We start from the raw sequence: 19383 nt of genomic DNA, 5'->3' as shown, positions 1-19383 counted from the left end.
GACAGCAAGCCGTCTAATGCTGTTCTTTGCGTTCCATCGCGAGCAGTATCGAGAAGGCTTTGATCCATATCCTGCCGCTTACTTCGCCTTCCTTGTCGATGCAGCGCCCTTGGGGGCACGCAGATCATCCGGCCCGTTGATGCCGGCGCGCTTGAGATCGCGAAGCAGTTTCGTGAGCAGCAGCATATTAGTCTTCTGCAGTTCGTGATTGTTTCCAAACCTGAATGCGTTCTGCTCGGTCACGATGAGCCCGGCCTTGGTTTCGGCGAGAATCTCTCGTCTTTTAAGTCCCGTCACGCGACGGCGAACCGTCTCGAGCGGCAGGCTGAGGAAGCGAGAGAGCGCCGCGCGGGACACCCCTTGCTTGATCGCATCCGGCTCGACCGCGTGGATGCTGGAGAATCTCTCGTCCAGCGACGGATCGTTCATCACATTGATCACGTTCGCGTTGAGAATCGCATGAACGATCAATAGGTCCAGCGGATCGAATTCGTCGTAGTGCCGGAACAGCTCGCTGATCGAAAACAGCATATAGGCCAGCGTGTGTCGCGAGACCGTCCGGATAACATCTGATGCATTGCGCATGAATCGAAACCAATATTCACATTGTAAACGAAGGCAGCAGCAAACGGATCATCCGCCATACCCAATTTGAGTATGCGACGACTTGCCTGTCCTCCTCAATTTCTCAATGTGACGTTGAGCTTGCGGTTGCTGCATTGAGTCGCATGCGCGGACAAAAATCGGCGACGGGCAATGAGGCTGTCGCGCAGGACGACATGGCCATGGACGACGATGTTGCATCGGACAGGCGGCGACGCGAGGAGCTCGGGCTCATCAAGGCATTTCTCGGCATAATGGACCCGAGCAGGAGGCAGAGAATTCTCGAGCTTGCCGAGGAGCTCGCAGATCACGCCGCGTCCGAAACCGCAGGGCTTGCCTTCGCCTCGACCGATGCATCGCTTGGCGATGCGCCCAGAGATCTCCCTGGCCAGACTGAGTGAAAACCAAGCCCCTCCCGCCCTAGGTATTAAAATACCTAGAATACCTTCTGACGGATCGCTGCGTCCCGCCTCCAAAGCCGTTAAGCGATTGATCCTTTGGAGGTCGAAACCGCTTTCGCGCCATGCTAAGGCCTGCGCCAATTCGCCTCCCTTCTTTCGCCCTGCCCGGTTCCACCGGGACGATGGACCCCTGTTATGACCGCGACTGCCACCTCAAATGCTGCCGGCTCCGCCGCCTGGGCGGATACGCTGCTCTTGTCGTTCGCGCAGGCCGGCTATGTCAGGGCCGAGCCCGCGATCCTGCAACCGGCCGAGCCGTTCCTGGACCTCTCCGGCGAGGACATCCGCAAGAGCCTGTACCTGACGACGGACCTGTCCGGCGAGGAGCTCTGCCTGCGCCCGGACCTGACCATTCCCGTCGCCCGCGACTACCTCACCTCGAACCGCGCCGGCCAGCCGGCCGGGTTCAGCTATCTGGGCCCGGTGTTCCGCTACCGCAGCGGCCAGGCCAGCGAATTTCTTCAGGCCGGCATCGAATCGTTCGGCCGCCAGGACCGCGCCGCGGCCGACGCCGAGATGCTGGCGCTGGCGCTGGAAGCGACCGCAGCCTTCGGTGTCCGCGATGTCGAGATTCGCACCGGCGACGTGGCGCTGTTCAACGCCCTGCTCGATGCGCTCGACCTCTACCCGGTCTGGCGCCGCCGCCTGGTCAAGGATTTCAACCGCAAGATCAGCCTGGAAAAAGATCTGGAGAAGCTGGCGGCCGCGACCACCGCGACCCGCAGCGAATATGAGGGAGTGCTCGCCGCGCTCGCCGGCTCCGACCGCAAGGCGGCGCTCGCCTTCGTCACCGATCTGATGTCGATCGCCGGCACCACCAATGTCGGGGGCCGCACCACGGCCGAGATCGCCGACCGTTTCCTGGAGCAGTCGACGCTGAAGGGCGGCGCGCTGCCGCGCGAGGCGATCGCCGTGCTCAAGCGCTTCCTGTCGATCGCGGGCAATCCCGACGATGCCGTCGCCGAACTCCGCGCGCTCACCACGGACGCGAAGCTCGACCTCAGCGCTGCCGTCGACCAGTTCGAAAGCCGGGTCGGCTTCATGGCCGCGCGCGGCATCGACGTGAAGCAGACGCGCTTTTCGACCGCGTTCGGACGCGGCCTCGACTATTACACCGGCTTCGAATTCGAGCTGCATCACAGGGGCAACGGCGCCGAGCCGCTGGTGGCCGGCGGCCGCTATGACGGGCTGATGACCCAGCTCGGATCGGCCGAGCCGATCCCCGCGGTCGGCTTCTCGGTCTGGGTCGACGCGCTGACCCGGATCGGCCGCAAGGTGGGAGCTTAAGTCATGAGCGCGCCATTCGTCCTGGCCGTTCCCTCCAAGGGCCGCCTGCAGGAAAACACCGAGGCGTTCTTCGCCCGCGCCGGGCTCAAGCTGTCGAAGGCCGGCGGTGCGCGCGACTATCGCGGCACGCTCGCAGGCCTCGACAATGTCGAGGTCGCCTATCTCTCGGCGAGCGAGATCGCATCGCAACTGTCGCGCGGCTTTGCGCATCTCGGCGTCACCGGCGAAGACCTGGTGCGCGAGAACATCGCGGATGCCGACAAGCGCGTGTCCCTGATCGACGGGCTCGGCTTCGGCTATGCCGACGTCGTCGTCGCGGTGCCGCAGGCGTGGATCGACGTCCGCACCATGGCCGACCTCGACGACGTCACCACCGGCTTCCGCGAGCAGCATCACATGCGGATGCGGGTCGCGACCAAGTTCATCAACCTCACCCGCACCTTCTTCCAGAGCCACGGCATCACCGATTACCGCATCGTCGAAAGCGCGGGCGCGACCGAAGGCGCGCCGGCGGCCGGCAGCGCCGAGCTGATCGTCGACATCACCACGACCGGTGCGACGCTCGCCGCCAATGGCTTGCGGGTGCTCGACGACGGCGTGATCCTGCGCAGCCAGGCCAATCTGGTCGCCTCTAGGGATGCCGACTGGTCGCCGCAGGCGCGGGAGACCGCGCGCGTCATCCTCGATCACATCGCAGCAAGGGCGCGGGCCAACAAATACCGCGAGGTCCGCACCCGCTTCCAGCAATGCGACGCCGCCCTGCTCGGCGAAGCCCACGAGCGCTTCGGCGTCGAGGCCCCGTTCGGCGGGCCGACCTCGTCGGGCATGCTGACGCTGCACTGTCCGCCGGGTCAGCTCTATGCGCTGGCGAGCTTCCTGCGCGAGCATGGCGCCGAGACCGTCTCGGTGGTTTCGCTCGACTATGTGTTCGACCGGGAGAACCCGCTGTTCGCCAAGCTCGAGGCATTCCTGCGGCAGTGAGCCTCAGGTCCGTTCAGCGTAGCGACAGCAAACGGCAGCTACCATATGCTGTTGAGAACCATGGACGCCTCTGGAACCTTGATCAATGACGCTGGGCTCTGACGTTTCCGGCATGACGACCACCGCGGCCAGTGCCGCCGCGAAGGGGCTGTCGATTGTCGTCCCCGTCTACAACGAGGCGGCTGGCCTCGCCGCCCTGCACCAGCGCATCTGCGATCTCGCCAAGACCTTGCAGCAGCGCTATCGCTTGCGTTGCGAAGTCGTCTATGTCGACGACGGCAGCGCGGACGCCACGCTCTCGATCGCCCGGTCGCTGCCGGCCGACGCGGTCGACGTTCAGGTGGTGTCGCTGTCGCGCAATTTCGGCAAGGAAGCCGCGCTGATGGCCGGCCTCGACCACGCCCGGCTCGGCGCCGTGATGTTCATGGACGGCGACGGCCAGCATCCGCCGATGCTCGTCGAGCAGCTGGTGCGGCACTGGATCGAGGACGGCTATGACGTCGTCTACACCGCCAAGGCGCATCGCGACAACGAGCCCTTCCTGCGCCGCGTCGCCGTGCGCGGGTTCTATTCGCTGATCAATTGGGGCGCGCGCCAAAAGATCCCTGAAGACGCCGGCGACTTCCGCCTGCTGTCGCCGCGCGCCGTCGCAGCGCTCAGGCAACTGCCGGAGCGTAACCGCTTCTTCAAAGGCCTCGCGAGCTGGATCGGCTTCCGCCAGATCCGCGTCGATTACGAGCCCGCGCCGCGCACCCATGGTGTGACGACCTTCAGCGCCGCGCGCCTGCTCGGTCTTTCGATCGAAGGGGTGACCTCGTTCTCGGTGGCACCGCTGCGCTTCGCCAGCCTGCTCGGCGTCATCCTCGCCGGCGGCGCCTTCCTGTTCGGCCTCTCGATCCTCTGGGAAGTCTGGACCACGGGCAAGCAGGTGCCCGGCTATCCCTCGCTCGTGATCGGCCTGATGACCATCGGCGGCGTGCAGCTCATCATGATCGGCATCGTCGGCGAATATATCGGCAAGATCCTGTCCGAGCTGAAGGCGCGCCCGATCTACTTCGTCGCCGAGCACAGCGAAAAGCATTTCGAGACCGGGAAGGCCGACGACGCCTCGAAGAGGACGGCCGCCGAATGAGCGCGGCCGCGGGCCTGCGGCGGATCTGGCTCTGCGCCGACGATTACGGCATCAGCCCGGGCGTCAATCGCGCCATCCGCGACCTGATCGAACGCGGCCGTCTCAATGCCACCTCGGTGATGATGGTGGGACCGGCGATCGAGCGCGGCGAGATCGAGGCGCTCCAGACGGCGGCGAAGGCGAGCCCGCGCTGCGCGATCGGCTTGCACGTGACATTGTCGGCGCCGTTCCGGCCGCTCACCATGCATTTCCGACCGCTGGACGGCGACATGTTCATGCCGTTCCCGAAGCTGCTGCGCGCCGGCCTTGCGCGCCGGCTCGATCGCGAATTCTTTCGCAATGAGGTCAAGGCGCAGCTGGCGGCGTTCGCGGAAGCGTTCGGGCGCGCGCCTGACTTCGTCGACGGCCACCAGCATGTGCAGCTGTATCCGCAGGTGCGTGACGGCTTTGTCGATGCGGCCAGCGAAGCCGCGCCGAAAGCCTGGGTCCGCCAGGGCGGGCGCGACCTGCCGCTTGTGCAGCGGCTGGCCTCACCAAAAGCCATGGTGCTTGATATCCTGAGCGCACAATTCCGCCGCCGCGCCGCCAGCGCCGGCCTCAGCTTCAATCCCGGCTTTGCCGGCGCCTATGATTTTACGCGCGAAGCCGATTTCGGCGCGCTGATGCGGCAGTTTCTGGACGGCCTCCCCGATGGCGGCCTCGTGATGTGCCACCCCGGCTTCGTCGACGATGTCCTCACCGGCCTCGATCCGATGACCGACGTCCGCGAACGCGAGCATGCTTATCTTTCAGGCGATGGGTTTGCGCGCCTGCTGGCCGACAGCGGCGTCACGCTGGGGTGAAACCGGCGGAAAGCAAGCCGCCGGGCAGCTTGTCGCATACCGAAATTTAATCCGGCCGGCACTGTTGGGGCCACAATGGAACCATCTGCCTCGCGCTTGGTTTGAGCGAGGGAGACTGATCATGACGCCGCAGGAACGCCAGCTCGTCGACGAGCTTTTCGACCGGCTTTCGAAACTGGAAAATGCACCGCGGGATCCCGACGCGATCGCCGCGATCTCCGACGGGCTGCGCAAGGCGCCCGGCGCGGTCTACGCACTGGTGCAGACCACGCTATTGCAGGACGAAGCGCTGAAGCGTGCTCATAACCGCATCCAGGAGCTGGAAGCGGCCCATGCGCCCGAGCAGGCGCAGTCCGGCGGCTTCCTCGATACCATGCGCGACTCGCTGTTCGGCGGAGGCCCCTCGCGCGGCTCGGTTCCGAACGTGCCGCCGCGTGACTCGCGGCCAGTCTGGAACACCGGTCAGGCGATGCCGCAGACGCAGCCCGGTTACGGCGCGCCGCCTCCTTATGGACAGGCCTACGGCCAAGGCCCAGGTCAAGGTCAAGGTCCCGGTCAAGCTCCGGGTCAGGGCTATGGCGCTCCGCCGATGGGCGGTGGCGGCGGCTCGTTCCTCGGCACCGCGGCGGCAGCTGCGGCCGGCGTCGTCGGCGGCTCGCTGCTGCTCTCCAGCATTCGCGGGATGATGGGCGGATCGCACCAGCAGGCCTTCGGCGACACCAACGCCTTGAGCGGTGACCGCAGCGCGGGTGGAAGCCCCTGGGGCGGTAGCGACCAGTCCGGCGGCTCGCTCTCGCGCGATGCCGGTCTCAACGACATCGGCTCCAACCGCGACCGCGACGACGGTTCCCGCCAGGGCCTCACCGACCAGGCGTCGAACGACCGGGACAACAACAACGATCAGAACTACGACGACAACGACCACGACAACGGCAATATGGACATAGCCGACGACGACAGCGATTTCGGCGGCGGAGACGATGGCGGCAGCGACTACGCGTGAGGCTGCCCGATCAGCGCGACAAACAAAAACGGCCGCCCGGAAGGCGGCCGTTTTCATGTCGAACGTCAGGCGTTCACATCACCACGACCTTGGTACCGACATTGACGCGGCCATAGAGGTCGATGACGTCCTCGTTGCGCATGCGGATGCAGCCTGAGGAGACGTTGGTGCCGATGGTCCAGGGCTCGTTGGAGCCGTGGATGCGGTAGAGCGTCGAGCCCAGATACATCGCGCGCGCGCCGAGCGGGTTTTCCGGGCCGCCTTCCATGTGCCGCGGCAGGTCGGGCCGGCGCGCGATCATTTCCGCCGGCGGCGTCCAGTCCGGCCATTCGCGCTTGGCCGTGATCGACTTCACACCGGACCAGGTGAAGCCGGGACGGCCGATGCCGATGCCGTAGCGCATCGCCCGGCCGTTGCCCTCGACGAGATAGAGGAACTTGTTCGGCGTATCGACCACGATGGTGCCGGCAGTTTCCTTGCCGCTATAGTCGACGGATTGCTTCTCGAATCTCGGATCGAACGGACGCTGGCGCGGATCGACCGCCTCCTGCTGGAGACCTGCGCCTTGCTGATATCCACCCTGCATCTGCGGCTCGCCCATCGGCGGCAGGCGGCGCTGGTCGTAATAGCCGGGCTGCTGCTGATAAACCGGCTGCTGCGGCGCGTAGGCCGGGCCGCGGCCGGGACCGTCACCGAACAGGAACTCGATGAAGCCGCCGCCCATATTCGCATTGGAGGCGACACGCACCGGCGCCGGCTGCACCTGCGGCTGGTAGAGCACCGCGGGCGGATCGTTCGGCACACTATTGTCGAAGGCGCTGGCGCTGTTCGCGCCGGCAATGAAGGTGCAAGCGCTGCCGAGCAGCGCGACAGACATTTTCTTGAACATCGACGTACTCTGTACTGTTTCGTCTAGATCCCATGCGTCGCGCAGAGCCGATGGCTGACCGGCGACCGCGACGTGGTCAATAAAGAGCAAAAGCCGTTTTGTTTGGTAAACGTATCAGCCGTTTCGATTCACCACGTCGCGAGCGAGGGTGCAATTTGGCGATCAGCGTTTATTTTCCATAAACGCCGCAGGCCCATGGTTAATCGCTTCTTTTCGCGCCGTCGCGTGCGGCCGCGCAACAGTTCCCGCTGTGAACCTCGTGTTAAATTGCTTCTGCCTACAAAGACGCGTGAGTGAGGTGGGGGGAGTTCCTGATGGCTATTCACCGCAAACGTTTTCGTGTCGAGGAGGCTATTGTCGGCGAGATGCCCAGCCCCGAAATGATTGAGGAGGCTGCGCCGATGCATAACGAGATCATGGCGGAGCTGCGTGCGATCCGCGCACAGATGGCGAAGGGCACCGTGCCCTTGTCCGGCAGCGCGGCCATGGCGGCGATCGACGCCTCCACCGCCCACGAGCTCTCTGAAGCTCGTACCATGCTCGATACCTACCGGGCACAGATCGAGCAGTGCGACAAGCTGAAGGTCGAGCTCGACCTCATCCACGACGCCATCGATCGCACCAAGCGCGAGATCGCGACGCTGCACGGCAAGAGCTTCGACGGCGGCGAGATGGCCAAGGTCAATGGCGAGCTCGGCGCGGTCGTCGGCGGCACCGAGCAGGCGACCCAGCAGATCCTCGAAGCCGCCGAATCGATCGACCAGGCGGCCAGCGCGATGTCCAAGGCGCAATCGGCCGACCAGCAGAAGCGGCTCGCCGACGACATCCAGGAACGCGTCATCTCGATCTTCGAAGCCTGCAACTTCCAGGACCTGACCGGCCAGCGCATCAGCAAGGTCATGACCACGATGAAGTTCATCGAGCAGCACATCAATGCGATGATGGAGATCTGGGGCGGCGTCGACGCGATCAAGGCTCATGTGCCCGCGCCGGCCGACACCCGCAGCGACGACGAAAAGCTCCTCAACGGCCCCAAGCTCGCCGGCGACGTCGGCCACGCCTCGCAGGACGACATCGACGCGCTGTTCGACTGATCGGGCGCGGCATTACGGAAAAACAAAACGCCGGCGAGAGCCGGCGTTTTTGTTTGTGGGGCCATCCCCTCCACTGTCATCGCCCGGCCTTGACCTGGCGATCCATTATTCCAGAGGCGGCGGTGATTGAGCCGAGAGGCCGCGGCGTACTGGATGCCCCGGTCAAGCCGGGGCATGACGAAGGAGAGACTACGCCCTTGGCGCGCAGCGGACGTAGACCATGTTGCCGTAACGGGTGGCGGCGTCCTTGTCGATGAAGCGGGTGATCAGGACGCGGCCGTCGAAGGAGACGATCTCGCGGTCCTGCTCGCCGGGGGTGGGACCCGCCGGGCCGATGTAGTTCTTGCCGCTGGGCGAGCCCTTCAGCCGCAGCTCCTGCGGCGTCGCCTGGTCGGCGAGATGCATGATCACGCCGCCGGAGGAACCGGCGGTGATCACGTAGGGATTCTTGCACTGCGCCCGGGCCGCGGCCTCGGTGCGGGCGCGGTCGGCCGGGTTCTGGAACGAGGCGAGACCCCAGCGGCCGACGATCTCGTCGGCGCGGATGCTCGCCGGCATTTCCGGGCCGGTGCCGGGCTCGGCCTCGGGCGGCGGCGAAGACGACGAGAACGACGGCAGGCTCATACCGCCGCCGCAGGCGCCAAGCAGCAGCGCCAGGCAAGAGGCGGCCGCCAGATTGGCAACCGTGCGTGCGTGAGCTGACCTGATCATGACATTCCCCCGAGCAAACCGTCCCCCAAATGAGACCCCGACCGCATCCCTCCTGCAGCCAAGCGCAAAACCGCTGTCGGAGCAATGACGTCCTTTATACGCCAGCGCGACCAATAAGTTTCTCTAGACACGATCCTATATCCGCCTCACCAATCGCTTAACCACCCTTGCTTGACAGGATCGCGGCCAAGCCATATTTCCGGGCGCACTATTAGCACTCGGAAAGCCCGATTGCTAAGCGCGCCGTTCGATCCTCGGCAAGAGGGTGGACGGACGCCACCCCTACCCACTTCCATTCCTTCCGAAGCGAGCCTCCAAAGGGAAACGTCATGGCTAAATCCAAATTTCGTCCGCTGCATGACCGTGTCGTGGTCAAACGTATCGACGCCGAGGAAAAGACCAAGGGCGGCATCATCATTCCGGACACCGCCAAGGAAAAGCCGTCCCAGGGCGAGGTCGTCGCCGTCGGCCCCGGCGGCCGCGACGAGGCCGGCAAGCTGATCCCGATCGACCTCAAGGTCGGCGACCGCGTGCTGTTCGGCAAGTGGTCGGGCACCGAGGTCAAGATCGACAACGAAGAGCTCCTGATCATGAAGGAGTCGGACATCATGGGCGTCATGGCCTAAGGCCGTCAGCCTGAACAGCCGCTGAATGTCATGCCCGGATCGCGCGATCCGGGCATTCGGTCATTCCGCAAGCGGCAAACACATCACGAAACACGAGGGATTGAAGAAATGGCTGCCAAAGACGTCAAGTTTTCCGGAGACGCGCGCGATCGCATGCTGCGCGGCGTCGACATTCTCGCCAACGCCGTCAAGGTGACGCTCGGTCCGAAGGGCCGTAACGTCGTCATCGAGAAGAGCTTCGGCGCGCCCCGCATCACCAAGGACGGCGTCACCGTCGCCAAGGAGATCGAGCTCGAGGACAAGTTCGAGAACATGGGCGCCCAGATGCTGCGTGAGGTCGCCTCCAAGACCAACGACCTCGCCGGCGACGGCACCACCACCGCGACCGTGCTGGCCCAGGCCATCGTGCGCGAAGGCGCCAAGGCGGTTGCCGCCGGCATGAACCCGATGGACCTCAAGCGCGGCATCGACATCGCGGTTGCAGCGGTGATCAAGGACATTGAAAAGCGCGCCAAGCCGGTCGCCGCCTCCTCCGAGGTCGCCCAGGTCGGCACCATCTCGGCCAACGGCGATGCCGCCATCGGCAAGATGATCGCCCAGGCGATGCAGAAGGTCGGCAACGAGGGCGTCATCACCGTCGAGGAGAACAAGTCGCTCGACACCGAGGTCGACATCGTCGAGGGCATGAAGTTCGACCGCGGCTATCTGTCGCCCTACTTCGTCACCAACGCCGAGAAGATGACCGCCGAGCTCGAGGACGCCTACATCCTCCTGCACGAGAAGAAGCTGTCCGGCCTTCAGGCCATGCTGCCGGTGCTGGAAGCCGTGGTGCAGTCGGGCAAGCCGCTCGTCATCATCGCCGAGGACGTCGAGGGCGAGGCGCTGGCCACCCTGGTCGTCAACCGCCTGCGTGGCGGCCTGAAGGTCGCCGCCGTCAAGGCGCCGGGCTTCGGCGACCGCCGCAAGGCCATGCTCGAGGACCTCGCGATCCTCACCGGCGGCCAGCTCATCTCCGAGGACCTCGGCATGAAGCTCGAGAACGTCACGGTGAAGATGCTCGGTCGCGCCGGCAAGGTCGTGATCGACAAGGAGAACACCACGATCGTCAAGGGCGCCGGCAAGAAGCCGGAGATCGAGGCCCGCGTCGGCCAGATCAAGGCCCAGATCGAGGAGACCACCTCGGACTACGACCGTGAGAAGCTCCAGGAGCGCCTCGCCAAGCTCGCCGGCGGCGTCGCGGTGATCCGCGTCGGCGGCGCGACCGAGATCGAGGTCAAGGAGAAGAAGGACCGCGTCGAGGACGCGCTCAACGCCACCCGCGCCGCGGTGCAGGAAGGCATCGTCCCCGGCGGCGGCGTCGCGCTGCTGCGCGCCAAGAAGGCGGTGGGCCGTCTCACCAACGCCAATGCCGACGTCCAGGCCGGCATCAACATCGTGCTGAAGGCGCTGGAAGCCCCAATCCGCCAGATCTCCGAGAACGCGGGCGTTGAAGGCTCGATCGTGGTCGGCAAGATCCTGGAGAACAAGTCCGAGACCTTCGGCTTCGACGCCCAGAACGAGGACTATGTCGACATGGTCGAGAAGGGCATCATCGATCCCGCCAAGGTGGTCCGCACCGCGCTGCAGGACGCCTCGTCCGTGGCCGGCCTGCTGGTCACCACCGAGGCCATGGTCGCCGAAACGCCGAAGAAGGAAGCTCCGCCCGCCATGCCGGGCGGCGGCGGCATGGGCGGCTTCTAAGCCTCCGTTCCGTTACAATGTTGCGAAGGCCGCCTCCGGGCGGCCTTCTTTTTTGCCGACCCTGCCCCTTCTGCTTTCCAATTCAACCGGCGGCCAAAACCCACTACGGTGGCGCGCCGATTCGATTGCGCGAGGATTCATCGATGCGTGCGCTTCTGGTTTGTTCGACAGCCCTTTTGGCGGCCCTGCTTGCCGTCTCGCCCGATGTCGCATCGGCCCAGATGAAGCTGTCGCCGAAGGCCGCGGCGCCGGGCGGGACAGAGACCCGCTATTTCACCTCGATCGACGGCCTGATGGACGGCAATGCCGACGTGATCCTGAAGGAGACGCGGCAGGGCAAGACGGTGACGGCGGCCGTGCTCGACGTCTGCTATCCCGTCGCAAAGAATTCCGACCGCAAGGACCGCTTCGTCGTCAATCTCCAGGTCGCGGGCCAGAACCTGACGGGCACCACGCAGAGCCTCGGCGAGAAGGCGCCCGTCACCGTCAAGCTGCTGCGCAAGCAGGCCGGCGACACGTTCGAGTTCCGCGGCCAGATCGCGATCGGCCAGACCGTGACCGAGGTCACCTCGCCCGACAACTCCGATCTCAGCGAGAAGGAATTTCAGGACAACCAGACCTCCGACGACGGCATCACGCCGCAGCCGAAGGATTTCACCGACGTCTCGCCGGAAGCGATCGCGGTCAAGGTCAAGCTGGATGCGGCGACCGAGTTCCTGAAGAGCCTGAAGGGCCAGGACGTCGAGGTGACGCTGGCGAGCCTGACCGTCGGCTGCGACGCGCTGCGCGCCGGCGAGCAGACCATCAACATGTCGGTCGATCCGGAACGCGCCGGCGCGCTGCTGGCGAAGTTCAAGGCGATGCCCGGCGTCACCGCGGCGGGCTGGACCGCGGGCATGACCGAGATGGACCGCACCATCCGCTTTCCCGCGGCCGACTGGCGCGACGGCGACAAGATCAGCCGGGACAAGCTCGCCTCAGCCGTCGCCGGCGTGATGAGCCGGACGCTTGCGGCAAAGCAGGTCTCGCACAGCTTCAACCCGGCCACCGGCAAGCTCAAGCTCGTCTTCAAGCGGCCGAACCAGGATTTTCCGGCACTCGAGCTCACCGACACGATCGAGGTTGCAGGCCTGATCTCGCCCGACAAGCCCGGCACGACCGACAAACTGATGCTCTGGATCGGCAGCCCCTCGACCACGACCGCCGATGAGAGCAGCGGCGCCAAGCTCAATCTCTCGGATGACGCTTCGGCCGACGAGGAAGGCGATCAGCCCGACGATAACGGCTCGATCGAAGCGCTCGTGAAAGAGCTGAAGGGCCAGCGCTGGGACGCCGACAAGTCAGTGTGGAAGTAGGCGCAGACACCCACTCTCGCCGTCATCGCCCGGCTTGACCGGGCGATCCAGTACTCCGAGACAGTTGTGGTTGAATTGAGAGGCCGCGGCGTACTGGGTGCCCCGGTCAAGCCGGGGCACGACAGCGATCGCGCCTCAATTCCCCGTCGTCCTGAAGCGCAGCGGCTTGGGACCGATCAGTGTCAGTACGTCGCCCTGACGCTTCCAGGTCTCGACGCTGCTCAGCGACGCGACGAGTTCGTCGTCGGCCTGCGCCCTGGCCGGCGGACAGGAACGGTCCTGGATCTGGCCGGGGACGAAGATCACCGTGTTGCCGGCGACCGAGAACTGGCCCTTGCCACCCTTGCACCAGAGCTCCAGCACGACTTCGCCATTGTCGCCGATCTCGATGTTCGGAATCCGCTTCGAGCCCGGCTGCGGCAGGGCCTCCAGCGTCATCTCGGTACCGAACGGAAAACCGTCCTCGGCACGCGCGAGCGTGGACATCGCGAGCATTGCAACCGCCAAACACGCCATCTGCTTGAGCGAAACCATGAGACCTCTCGACCGACCTGATTTGCGGCACGTTCTATAAGACGGCGGCGCCGTTGAGAAGGTTCGCGGAGGCTAAAGCGCGATGAGATTGGGACGAATCGTCATCGCGCTTCAGGTTGTTGTTTGAGCATGATCTTTTCGGAAAACCGGTTCGCACTTTTCCGGATCATACTTTAGATGCAAAAATCCCCGCAAGGCGGCGAAGCCCTGCGGGGATTTGCGTTGAAGCGAGGCGTGGCCTGCTACTTCAGCACCATCGCCGTGAACGGCCAGACATAGGCCTGCAACGTCACGAACAGGCCGACCAGAGAGGCCAGCACGATCGAGTGCCAGAACACGAAGCGCAGGATCGTGCCCTCATGGCCGTACCAGTTGGTGGCAGTGGAGGCGACCACGATCGATTGCGCGTCGATCATCTTGCCCATCACGCCGCCGGACGAGTTGGCCGCGGCCATCAGGATCGGCGACAGGCCGAGCTGCTCGGAGGTGATCTTCTGGAGGTTTCCGAACAGCACGTTGGAGGCAGTGTCCGACCCCGTCAGCGCCACGCCGAGCCAGCCGAGCAGCGTGCCGAAGAAGGGATAGAGCACGCCGGTTGCGGCAAAGGCGAGGCCGAGCGTTGCGTCGACGCCGGAGAGCCGCGTCAGCGTGCCGATTGCGAGCATCGCCGAGATCGTGATCAGCGAGATCGCGCAGAGCCTGATGGTGCGGCCGTATTGGATCAGCAGCCTGCCGGGACCGACACCCATCAGGAAGCCTGAGATGATCGCGGCGATCAGCATGCCCGTGCCGGTGAAGGACAGGTAGGTGAAGCCGAACACCGCGCTCTCTTTTGTCGGCCCTGGCGCGACCGGCGGCATCTTGTTGATCATCTGATGCAGTTCGGGAACGGGATAGTTCCAGGTGAAGATCGAGTTCGCCCAGGTCTTGAAGCCGCCATTGCCCCAGACCAGCATCACGATGCAGACGATGATCCACGGCAGCAGCGCGCTGAACAGCTCGCTCTGCGTCAGCGGCGTCTTATCGAGCGGCTTGGCCGCGGCCATGGTGGAGGCCGATTCATCGTTCCCGCGCAGCGCCGGCGACAACCAGAGCTGCCTGGGCTGCCAGACCTTCAGGAACAGGATCAGCGCGCCCATCGAGATCAGCGACGCCCCGATGTCGACGATCCAGGGATTGATGAAGTTCGAGATCACGAATTGCGGGACCGCGAACGACACGCCGGTGACGAGGATCGCCGGCCAGACGTCCTTCATGCCCTTCCAACCCGCAAACGCCCACACCACCCAGAACGGCACGATCAGAGAGAAGATCGGCAACTGCCGTCCGACCATCGCGCCGAGGATGTAGGGATCAAGGCCGGTGACCGAGGCAAGACCCTGGATCGGCGTGCCCAGCGCGCCAAAAGCGACCGGCGCGGTATTGGCGATCAGCGACAGGCCGGAGGCCGCGAGCGGCGAGAAGCCGAGCCCGATCAGCACGGCGCCCGTGATGGCGACCGGCGTGCCGAAGCCCGAGGCTCCCTCGAAGAACGCGCCGAAGGAGAACGCGATCAGCAGCAATTGCAGCCGCCGGTCCTCGGTGACGCCGCCGACCGCGCGCTTGAGCAGCTCGAAGCGCCCGGTGGTGACCGTCACCTGGTAGAGGAAGATGACGTTGAGAACGATCCAGCCGATCGGGAAGAAGCCGGTCACGATGCCGAGGATCGAGGCGCGGATCGACATGTTCGCCGGCATGGTGAACACGAAGATCGTGATCAGGTTGGCCACGATCACGGCGATGATTGCAGCAATATGGGCCTGGACGCGACCGCTCGCGATCAGGATCAGCAGCGTGACGACGGGTATTGCCGCCGCGATCGTCGACAGCACCGGGCTGTGCAGCGGGTCATAGACTTGATTCCACATGGTCTTCCTCCCCCACGCCTGTTGCGGCAGGCGGCCCGCGTGGACAGCCGAACCTGCTTGACGCTGGAAGCGATAACCCCCGAGCTGGACGCGAATTCCTCGCGAGTGCGGCGGTTCCCGTCCGCTCACAAGCCCGCGAAGTCCCGGAGGCCCCCACCCCGCGCCGTTGTACCCATGCTAGGGTTGCAAGCTGCGACAAGCCAACGCAAATTGCTGAACTTGCGACTTTAGTCTAAGCGCTTTCTGCCGTTGCCACAGCCATTTGGCCTATGGGCGTTGTGCACATCCCCTCAGGAGACAGAGCTCTGTGAAGAACATCAGCGCCACGCTCGCGATCGTCTGGCGAATCGCCGCCCCCTATTTCCGATCGGAGGACAAGTGGGTCGGCCGCGGCCTGCTCGCCGCCGTGATCGCGATCGAGCTGGCGCTGGTCGCGATCGACGTGCTGGTGAACCAGTGGCAGAACCGGTTCTACAGCGCGCTCCAGAACAGCGACTGGGACGCCTTCGTCACGCAGATCTGGATCTTCATCGGCCTCGCCTTCACGGCGATCGCGCTGGCGGTCTACAAGCTGTACCTGAACCAGTGGCTCCAGATCCGCTGGCGGCAGTGGCTCACCCAACACTATCTCCGCGAATGGCTCGACGGCTCGACGCATTACCGCATGCAGCTCAAGGGCGATGCGGCCGACAACCCGGACCAGCGCATCACCGACGACGTCAAGAACTTTGTCGAGCAGACCCTGACGATCGGACTGGGCCTGCTCTCGTCGATCGTGACGCTGTTCTCCTTCGTGATCATCCTCTGGGGCCTGTCCAACGCCGCGCCGCTGCACCTGTTCGGCACCGATCTCATGATCCCCGGCTACCTGTGCTGGGGCGCGCTGATCTACGCGATCTTCGGCACCGCGTTGACGCACTGGATCGGCGCCCCGCTGGTCAATCTCAATTTCGAGCAACAGCGCTATGAGGCCGACTTCCGCTTCAACCTCGTCCGCGTCCGCGAGAATTCCGAGCAGATCGCGCTGCTCAAGGGCGAGGGTGCCGAACGCGGCGGTCTCTTCCGTCGCTTTGGCTTCGTGATCGGCAACTGGTACGCCATCATGAGCCGGACCAAGCGCCTCACCGCGTTCACGGCGAGCTATCAGCAGGCTGCCGTGATCTTTCCCTACGTGCTGGTGGCGCCAGCCTTCTTCGCCAAGAAGATCCAGCTCGGCGACATGATGCAGACGGCATCGGCCTTCTCGAGCGTCCAGGGTGCGCTGTCGTTCTTCGTGGTGGCCTACCGGGCGCTGGCGGAATGGCGCGCGATCGTCGCCCGTCTCGACGGCTTCGAGATGTCGGTGGCCTCGGCCGCACACCCGCCGACGCATGAGCCGACCATCGGCCTTGCACCATCCGGCAGCACGACGGCGATCGCGCTCAAGCAGCTGCTCGTGAAGCTACCGAACGGTGCGCCTCTGGTCGCAGCCGATGCCTTCACGATCCAACCGGCGGAGCGGGTCTTGGTGACCGGGCCGTCGGGCTCCGGCAAGTCGACGCTTTTCCGGGCCATTGCCGGCGTCTGGCCGTTCGGCACCGGCACCATCGCCATACCCGGGAAATCGAAGCTGATGATGCTACCGCAGCGCCCCTACTTCCCGATCGGCCCGCTAGGCGACGCGGTCATCTACCCGGCAGAACATGGCGCCGTCGCACCGGAGAAAATCCGGGACGCACTCATTGCGGTCGGCATGCCGAAGCTGGCCGAGCGACTCGACGAGGACGGTCATTGGAACAGGACGCTCTCGCTCGGCGAGCAGCAGCGCCTGGGGCTCGCGCGCGCCCTGCTGCACGTGCCGGATTATCTGTTCCTCGACGAGGCCACGGCGTCGCTGGACGAACCATCGGAAGCCCGGTTGTACCGGCTGCTGGCGGAGAAGCTGCCGCAGGCCACCCTCGTCTCGATCGGCCACCGCTCGACGCTCGACGCCTTCCACACCCGCAAGGTGGCGTTGGTGAAGGACGGCGAGATCCACGTCCTCGGCAAGGACGGCGAGCCGGCCCAGGCGGAGCCGACCGCGGCGAGCTGAGGCGGCACAACCAGGCCTGAGGCTAGCCTCGACAGGACCTTCGTTGCAGCCATCCTTACGAGACGCCCGCCTCCGGCGGGCTCCTCAGGATGAGGTCTGTCTCGCGGCAAGATCCTAGACCCTCATGGTGGGGAGCGCCGCCCTTACGGCGCGTCTCGAACCAATGCAGGCCGAGCGCTCTCACAGACGACCCTACGCGCTCTCACAGACGACCCTACGCCCAAAGCAAAAGGGCGGCAGATTGCTCTGCCGCCCTCGTTAGGTCGTCTCGGGAAGAAACTTACTTCAGGTTGGTCATCGCCGTCAGGTCGACCGAGAGCTTGGCGACGCCGGCCGCGCTGCACCAGTTGGAGCCGAACGCCGTGGCCGCGTTCGCGCCGCCATTGATGGGCGTCACGAAACCGGGGCTGGAGTTGGTGGCCGAGAAGTCGCTGGTGAAGGCGTTGCAGTTACCCTTCGAGAGGTCGGTGTCGTAGTAGCGCAGATCGAGCGTGAACACCTTGTAGGTGAAGCCGACGCCGACGTTCCAGGTGTTGTAGCTCGGCTCCTTGATGCCGTTGGAATACAGCGGGTCGCCGGCAATGCCGTAGAAGATGTCGGACGTGCCGAGCCACTGACGGCCGAATTCACCCGACACATACATGCCGACGCCGCTGGCACCGAACGTGGTGCTCGGCGCGGTCCACTTGGCGGTGATCGAGGCGTAGTTGCCCCAGGCACCGAGGTTCAGGAAGTTCGGCGAATAGTACTCGTTGAAACCAACGACCCACTGGTCGTTGATGTTGAGATTCAGCTTGGCGTAGACTTCGTAGAAGCTTGCGTCCTTCTTGGCGAAGTTGCCGTTGATCGGAAGGCCGATCGCGCCCTGCGAATTGTCGAGGCCGGTCCCGCAATTGCCCTGGGCGAGGGTGCCCTGCGAACCGAAGCAGCTTCCGCCCGGATAGAGGTAGCCCCAGATACCGAAGTCGAAGGCGAACATGCCGAAGGTCGGGCGGATACCGCCGTAGATGTCGACTTCAGCCGCGGCGCGGTTCGGGAACGAGATGCTCTCCGCGGACGCACCGACGTAGAGCTGGAGGTCCTTGTTGACGTTGTAGCGCGGCTCGAAATAGGCCGCGACCGACGGATTGTGGTTCGACTGAGTGACGCCGCGGAAGATGTAATCGCTCATGATGCCGGCGCCGAAGGCGACATCCCAGGGGTCAAAGGCGGGCGGCGGCGGGGCCTTCAGAGCCTTGACCGGCATGTCTGCCGCGAAAGCCGAACCCGTCACCATTGCCAGCGCCGTTGCCAACAAAGCCACTTTTTTCATTTCGATCCCCATCACCAGTTCTACCCAGTCGGTTTCCCGGAAGCCCCCCGGGCGTACGACGTGTCTGCAAAATTTCGTTACCGCGACAATCTGGATGGGAGGATGCGAACCGTGAAGCAAAAATCACGAGCATCTGCCGACTTTTTAGGCGTTCTGACGATTCTACAGAAGGTTGTCCGCCTGTGTTGCTTCTCGATCACATTATTTTCATTCCAAAGTGCACAGAGCCGCCCGGATTAATACGGGAGCCGCCGGTGCAGGGTGCCTGTGCCACGAATCGGACTGACGCGAGAAACGACAACCGCCGAGACCATTGTGCCGATGCAAAAAGGCCGCAGCGTCACCGCTGCGGCCTTCCTGTTGTCGGTCGTTGTCGTCGGGATGGACCCAGCCTTTGCCCTCACCTTGGACCTGACTTGGACCCTACCTCGGGGCCTAACCTTGCCCCTCAGCCGGCGTCGGCTCCGCAGAAGACGAAGGCATCGCCCAGCTTGTCTCGGCGGCGGGCTCCGGAGCCGGAGCCGCCACCGGCGCTGAGGGCTTCGGCGCAGGAGCTGCCTTCGCCTTCTTCGGTGCCGCTTTCTTTGCGGCCTTCTTCGGTGCAGCCGGCTTGGCAGCCTTCTTGGCCGACTTCTTCGCAGCCTTCTTGGCGGCCTTCTTCGGGGCGGCCTTCCTGGCAGATTTCTTCGCGGACTTCTTGGCTGCCCTCTTCGCGGTCTTCTTCGCCGCTACAGCCTTCTTGGCCTTTTTGGCCTTCTTGCTTTTTTTCTTCTTCGCTTTCGCCATCGTGGTCCTCCTGTTGCCGCCGAACAATGGTCGATCGGGCGTCTTCAGC

18 protein-coding genes are annotated in these 19383 nt (G+C 64.6%); 11 read left to right on the top strand and 7 right to left on the bottom strand.

The features are described 5' to 3' along the window. Positions 1-78: 78 nt before the first annotated feature. On the bottom strand, positions 79-531 hold the full coding sequence (locus J4G43_RS08240) for a hypothetical protein (protein ID WP_225004738.1): 453 nt from the start codon (positions 529-531) through the stop codon (positions 79-81). 254 nt (positions 532-785) lie between these two features. Between J4G43_RS08240 and J4G43_RS08235 the strand changes: the two genes are divergently transcribed. The 6 genes from J4G43_RS08235 to J4G43_RS08210 all read left to right on the top strand — a co-directional run bounded on the left by J4G43_RS08235 (position 786) and on the right by J4G43_RS08210 (position 6309). Further along, complete coding sequence (locus tag J4G43_RS08235) at positions 786-1004, top strand: hypothetical protein (protein WP_225004736.1); 219 nt, start codon at positions 786-788, stop codon at positions 1002-1004. Positions 1005-1199: 195 nt separating this feature from the next. After that, a complete protein-coding gene (locus tag J4G43_RS08230; RefSeq protein WP_028153073.1) occupies positions 1200-2351 on the top strand; it encodes an ATP phosphoribosyltransferase regulatory subunit in 1152 nt (383 codons plus the stop codon). 3 nt (positions 2352-2354) lie between these two features. Beyond that, positions 2355-3332: an ATP phosphoribosyltransferase gene (gene hisG, locus J4G43_RS08225; RefSeq protein ID WP_028153072.1), complete on the top strand. Its 978-nt coding sequence runs from the start codon at positions 2355-2357 to the stop codon at positions 3330-3332. Between the two features lie 85 nt (positions 3333-3417). Continuing rightward, positions 3418-4464, top strand: coding sequence for a glycosyltransferase family 2 protein (locus tag J4G43_RS08220; RefSeq protein ID WP_208084479.1), 1047 nt, complete (start codon positions 3418-3420; stop codon positions 4462-4464). Then, positions 4461-5306: a ChbG/HpnK family deacetylase gene (locus J4G43_RS08215; protein WP_208084478.1), complete on the top strand. Its 846-nt coding sequence runs from the start codon at positions 4461-4463 to the stop codon at positions 5304-5306. The genes J4G43_RS08220 and J4G43_RS08215 overlap by 4 nt, the downstream gene beginning before the upstream one ends. A 121-nt stretch (positions 5307-5427) precedes the next feature. Next, positions 5428-6309 carry a DUF2076 domain-containing protein gene (locus J4G43_RS08210; protein ID WP_208084477.1) on the top strand — a complete coding sequence of 294 codons (882 nt, stop codon included), beginning with the start codon at positions 5428-5430 and terminating at the stop codon, positions 6307-6309. A 73-nt stretch (positions 6310-6382) separates the two neighbouring features. On the opposite strand, the gene J4G43_RS08205 is transcribed toward J4G43_RS08210, so the two are convergent. Beyond that, complete coding sequence (locus J4G43_RS08205; protein WP_208084476.1) at positions 6383-7198, bottom strand: L,D-transpeptidase; 816 nt, start codon at positions 7196-7198, stop codon at positions 6383-6385. Positions 7199-7512: 314 nt separating this feature from the next. Here J4G43_RS08205 and J4G43_RS08200 point away from each other — a divergent pair, with 314 nt between their 5' ends. Beyond that, positions 7513-8292, top strand: a complete 780-nt coding sequence (locus J4G43_RS08200) for a protein phosphatase CheZ (protein WP_208084475.1) — start codon at positions 7513-7515, stop codon at positions 8290-8292. A 189-nt stretch (positions 8293-8481) separates the two neighbouring features. On the opposite strand, the gene J4G43_RS08195 is transcribed toward J4G43_RS08200, so the two are convergent. After that, a complete protein-coding gene (locus tag J4G43_RS08195) occupies positions 8482-9003 on the bottom strand; it encodes a hypothetical protein (protein ID WP_063985626.1) in 522 nt (173 codons plus the stop codon). 329 nt (positions 9004-9332) lie between these two features. On the opposite strand from J4G43_RS08195, the gene J4G43_RS08190 reads away from it, so the two are divergent. The 3 genes from J4G43_RS08190 (at position 9333) to J4G43_RS08180 (ending at position 12724) form a co-directional block, all read left to right on the top strand. After that, a complete protein-coding gene (locus J4G43_RS08190; RefSeq protein WP_014491914.1) occupies positions 9333-9629 on the top strand; it encodes a co-chaperone GroES in 297 nt (98 codons plus the stop codon). Between the two features lie 108 nt (positions 9630-9737). Continuing rightward, entirely contained in the window at positions 9738-11369 is a 1632-nt protein-coding gene (gene groL / locus J4G43_RS08185) for a chaperonin GroEL (protein WP_063985627.1), read from the top strand. 143 nt (positions 11370-11512) lie between these two features. Then, the gene (locus J4G43_RS08180) at positions 11513-12724 is read left to right on the top strand and encodes a hypothetical protein (RefSeq protein ID WP_208084474.1); all 1212 of its coding nucleotides are present in this window, start codon (positions 11513-11515) and stop codon (positions 12722-12724) included. A 135-nt stretch (positions 12725-12859) separates the two neighbouring features. Here J4G43_RS08180 and J4G43_RS08175 read toward each other — a convergent pair whose 3' ends face one another. Together J4G43_RS08175 and J4G43_RS08170 are read right to left on the bottom strand one after the other, a co-directional pair. Beyond that, the gene (locus J4G43_RS08175) at positions 12860-13258 is read right to left on the bottom strand and encodes an META domain-containing protein (RefSeq protein WP_063985629.1); all 399 of its coding nucleotides are present in this window, start codon (positions 13256-13258) and stop codon (positions 12860-12862) included. Between the two features lie 242 nt (positions 13259-13500). Beyond that, complete coding sequence (locus J4G43_RS08170; RefSeq protein ID WP_135214805.1) at positions 13501-15165, bottom strand: L-lactate permease; 1665 nt, start codon at positions 15163-15165, stop codon at positions 13501-13503. Positions 15166-15472: 307 nt separating this feature from the next. On the opposite strand from J4G43_RS08170, the gene J4G43_RS08165 reads away from it, so the two are divergent. Next, positions 15473-17236, top strand: a complete 1764-nt coding sequence (locus J4G43_RS08165) for an ABC transporter ATP-binding protein/permease (RefSeq protein ID WP_208084473.1) — start codon at positions 15473-15475, stop codon at positions 17234-17236. A gap of 280 nt (positions 17237-17516) precedes the next feature. Here the strand turns inward: J4G43_RS08165 and J4G43_RS08160 are convergent, their stop codons facing one another. Both J4G43_RS08160 and J4G43_RS08155 read right to left on the bottom strand, forming a co-directional pair. Next, on the bottom strand, positions 17517-18548 hold the full coding sequence (locus J4G43_RS08160; RefSeq protein WP_071909500.1) for a TorF family putative porin: 1032 nt from the start codon (positions 18546-18548) through the stop codon (positions 17517-17519). Between the two features lie 435 nt (positions 18549-18983). Then, positions 18984-19334 (bottom strand): histone, encoded by a 351-nt coding sequence (locus J4G43_RS08155; protein ID WP_225004733.1) that lies wholly within the window; start codon positions 19332-19334, stop codon positions 18984-18986. Positions 19335-19383 lie beyond the last annotated feature (49 nt).

The organism is Bradyrhizobium barranii subsp. barranii (genome assembly GCF_017565645.3).
Classification (GTDB): domain Bacteria; phylum Pseudomonadota; class Alphaproteobacteria; order Rhizobiales; family Xanthobacteraceae; genus Bradyrhizobium; species Bradyrhizobium barranii.
Note: the sequence above shows the minus strand (reverse complement) of the source record. Positions and strands in the feature narration are given on the sequence as shown.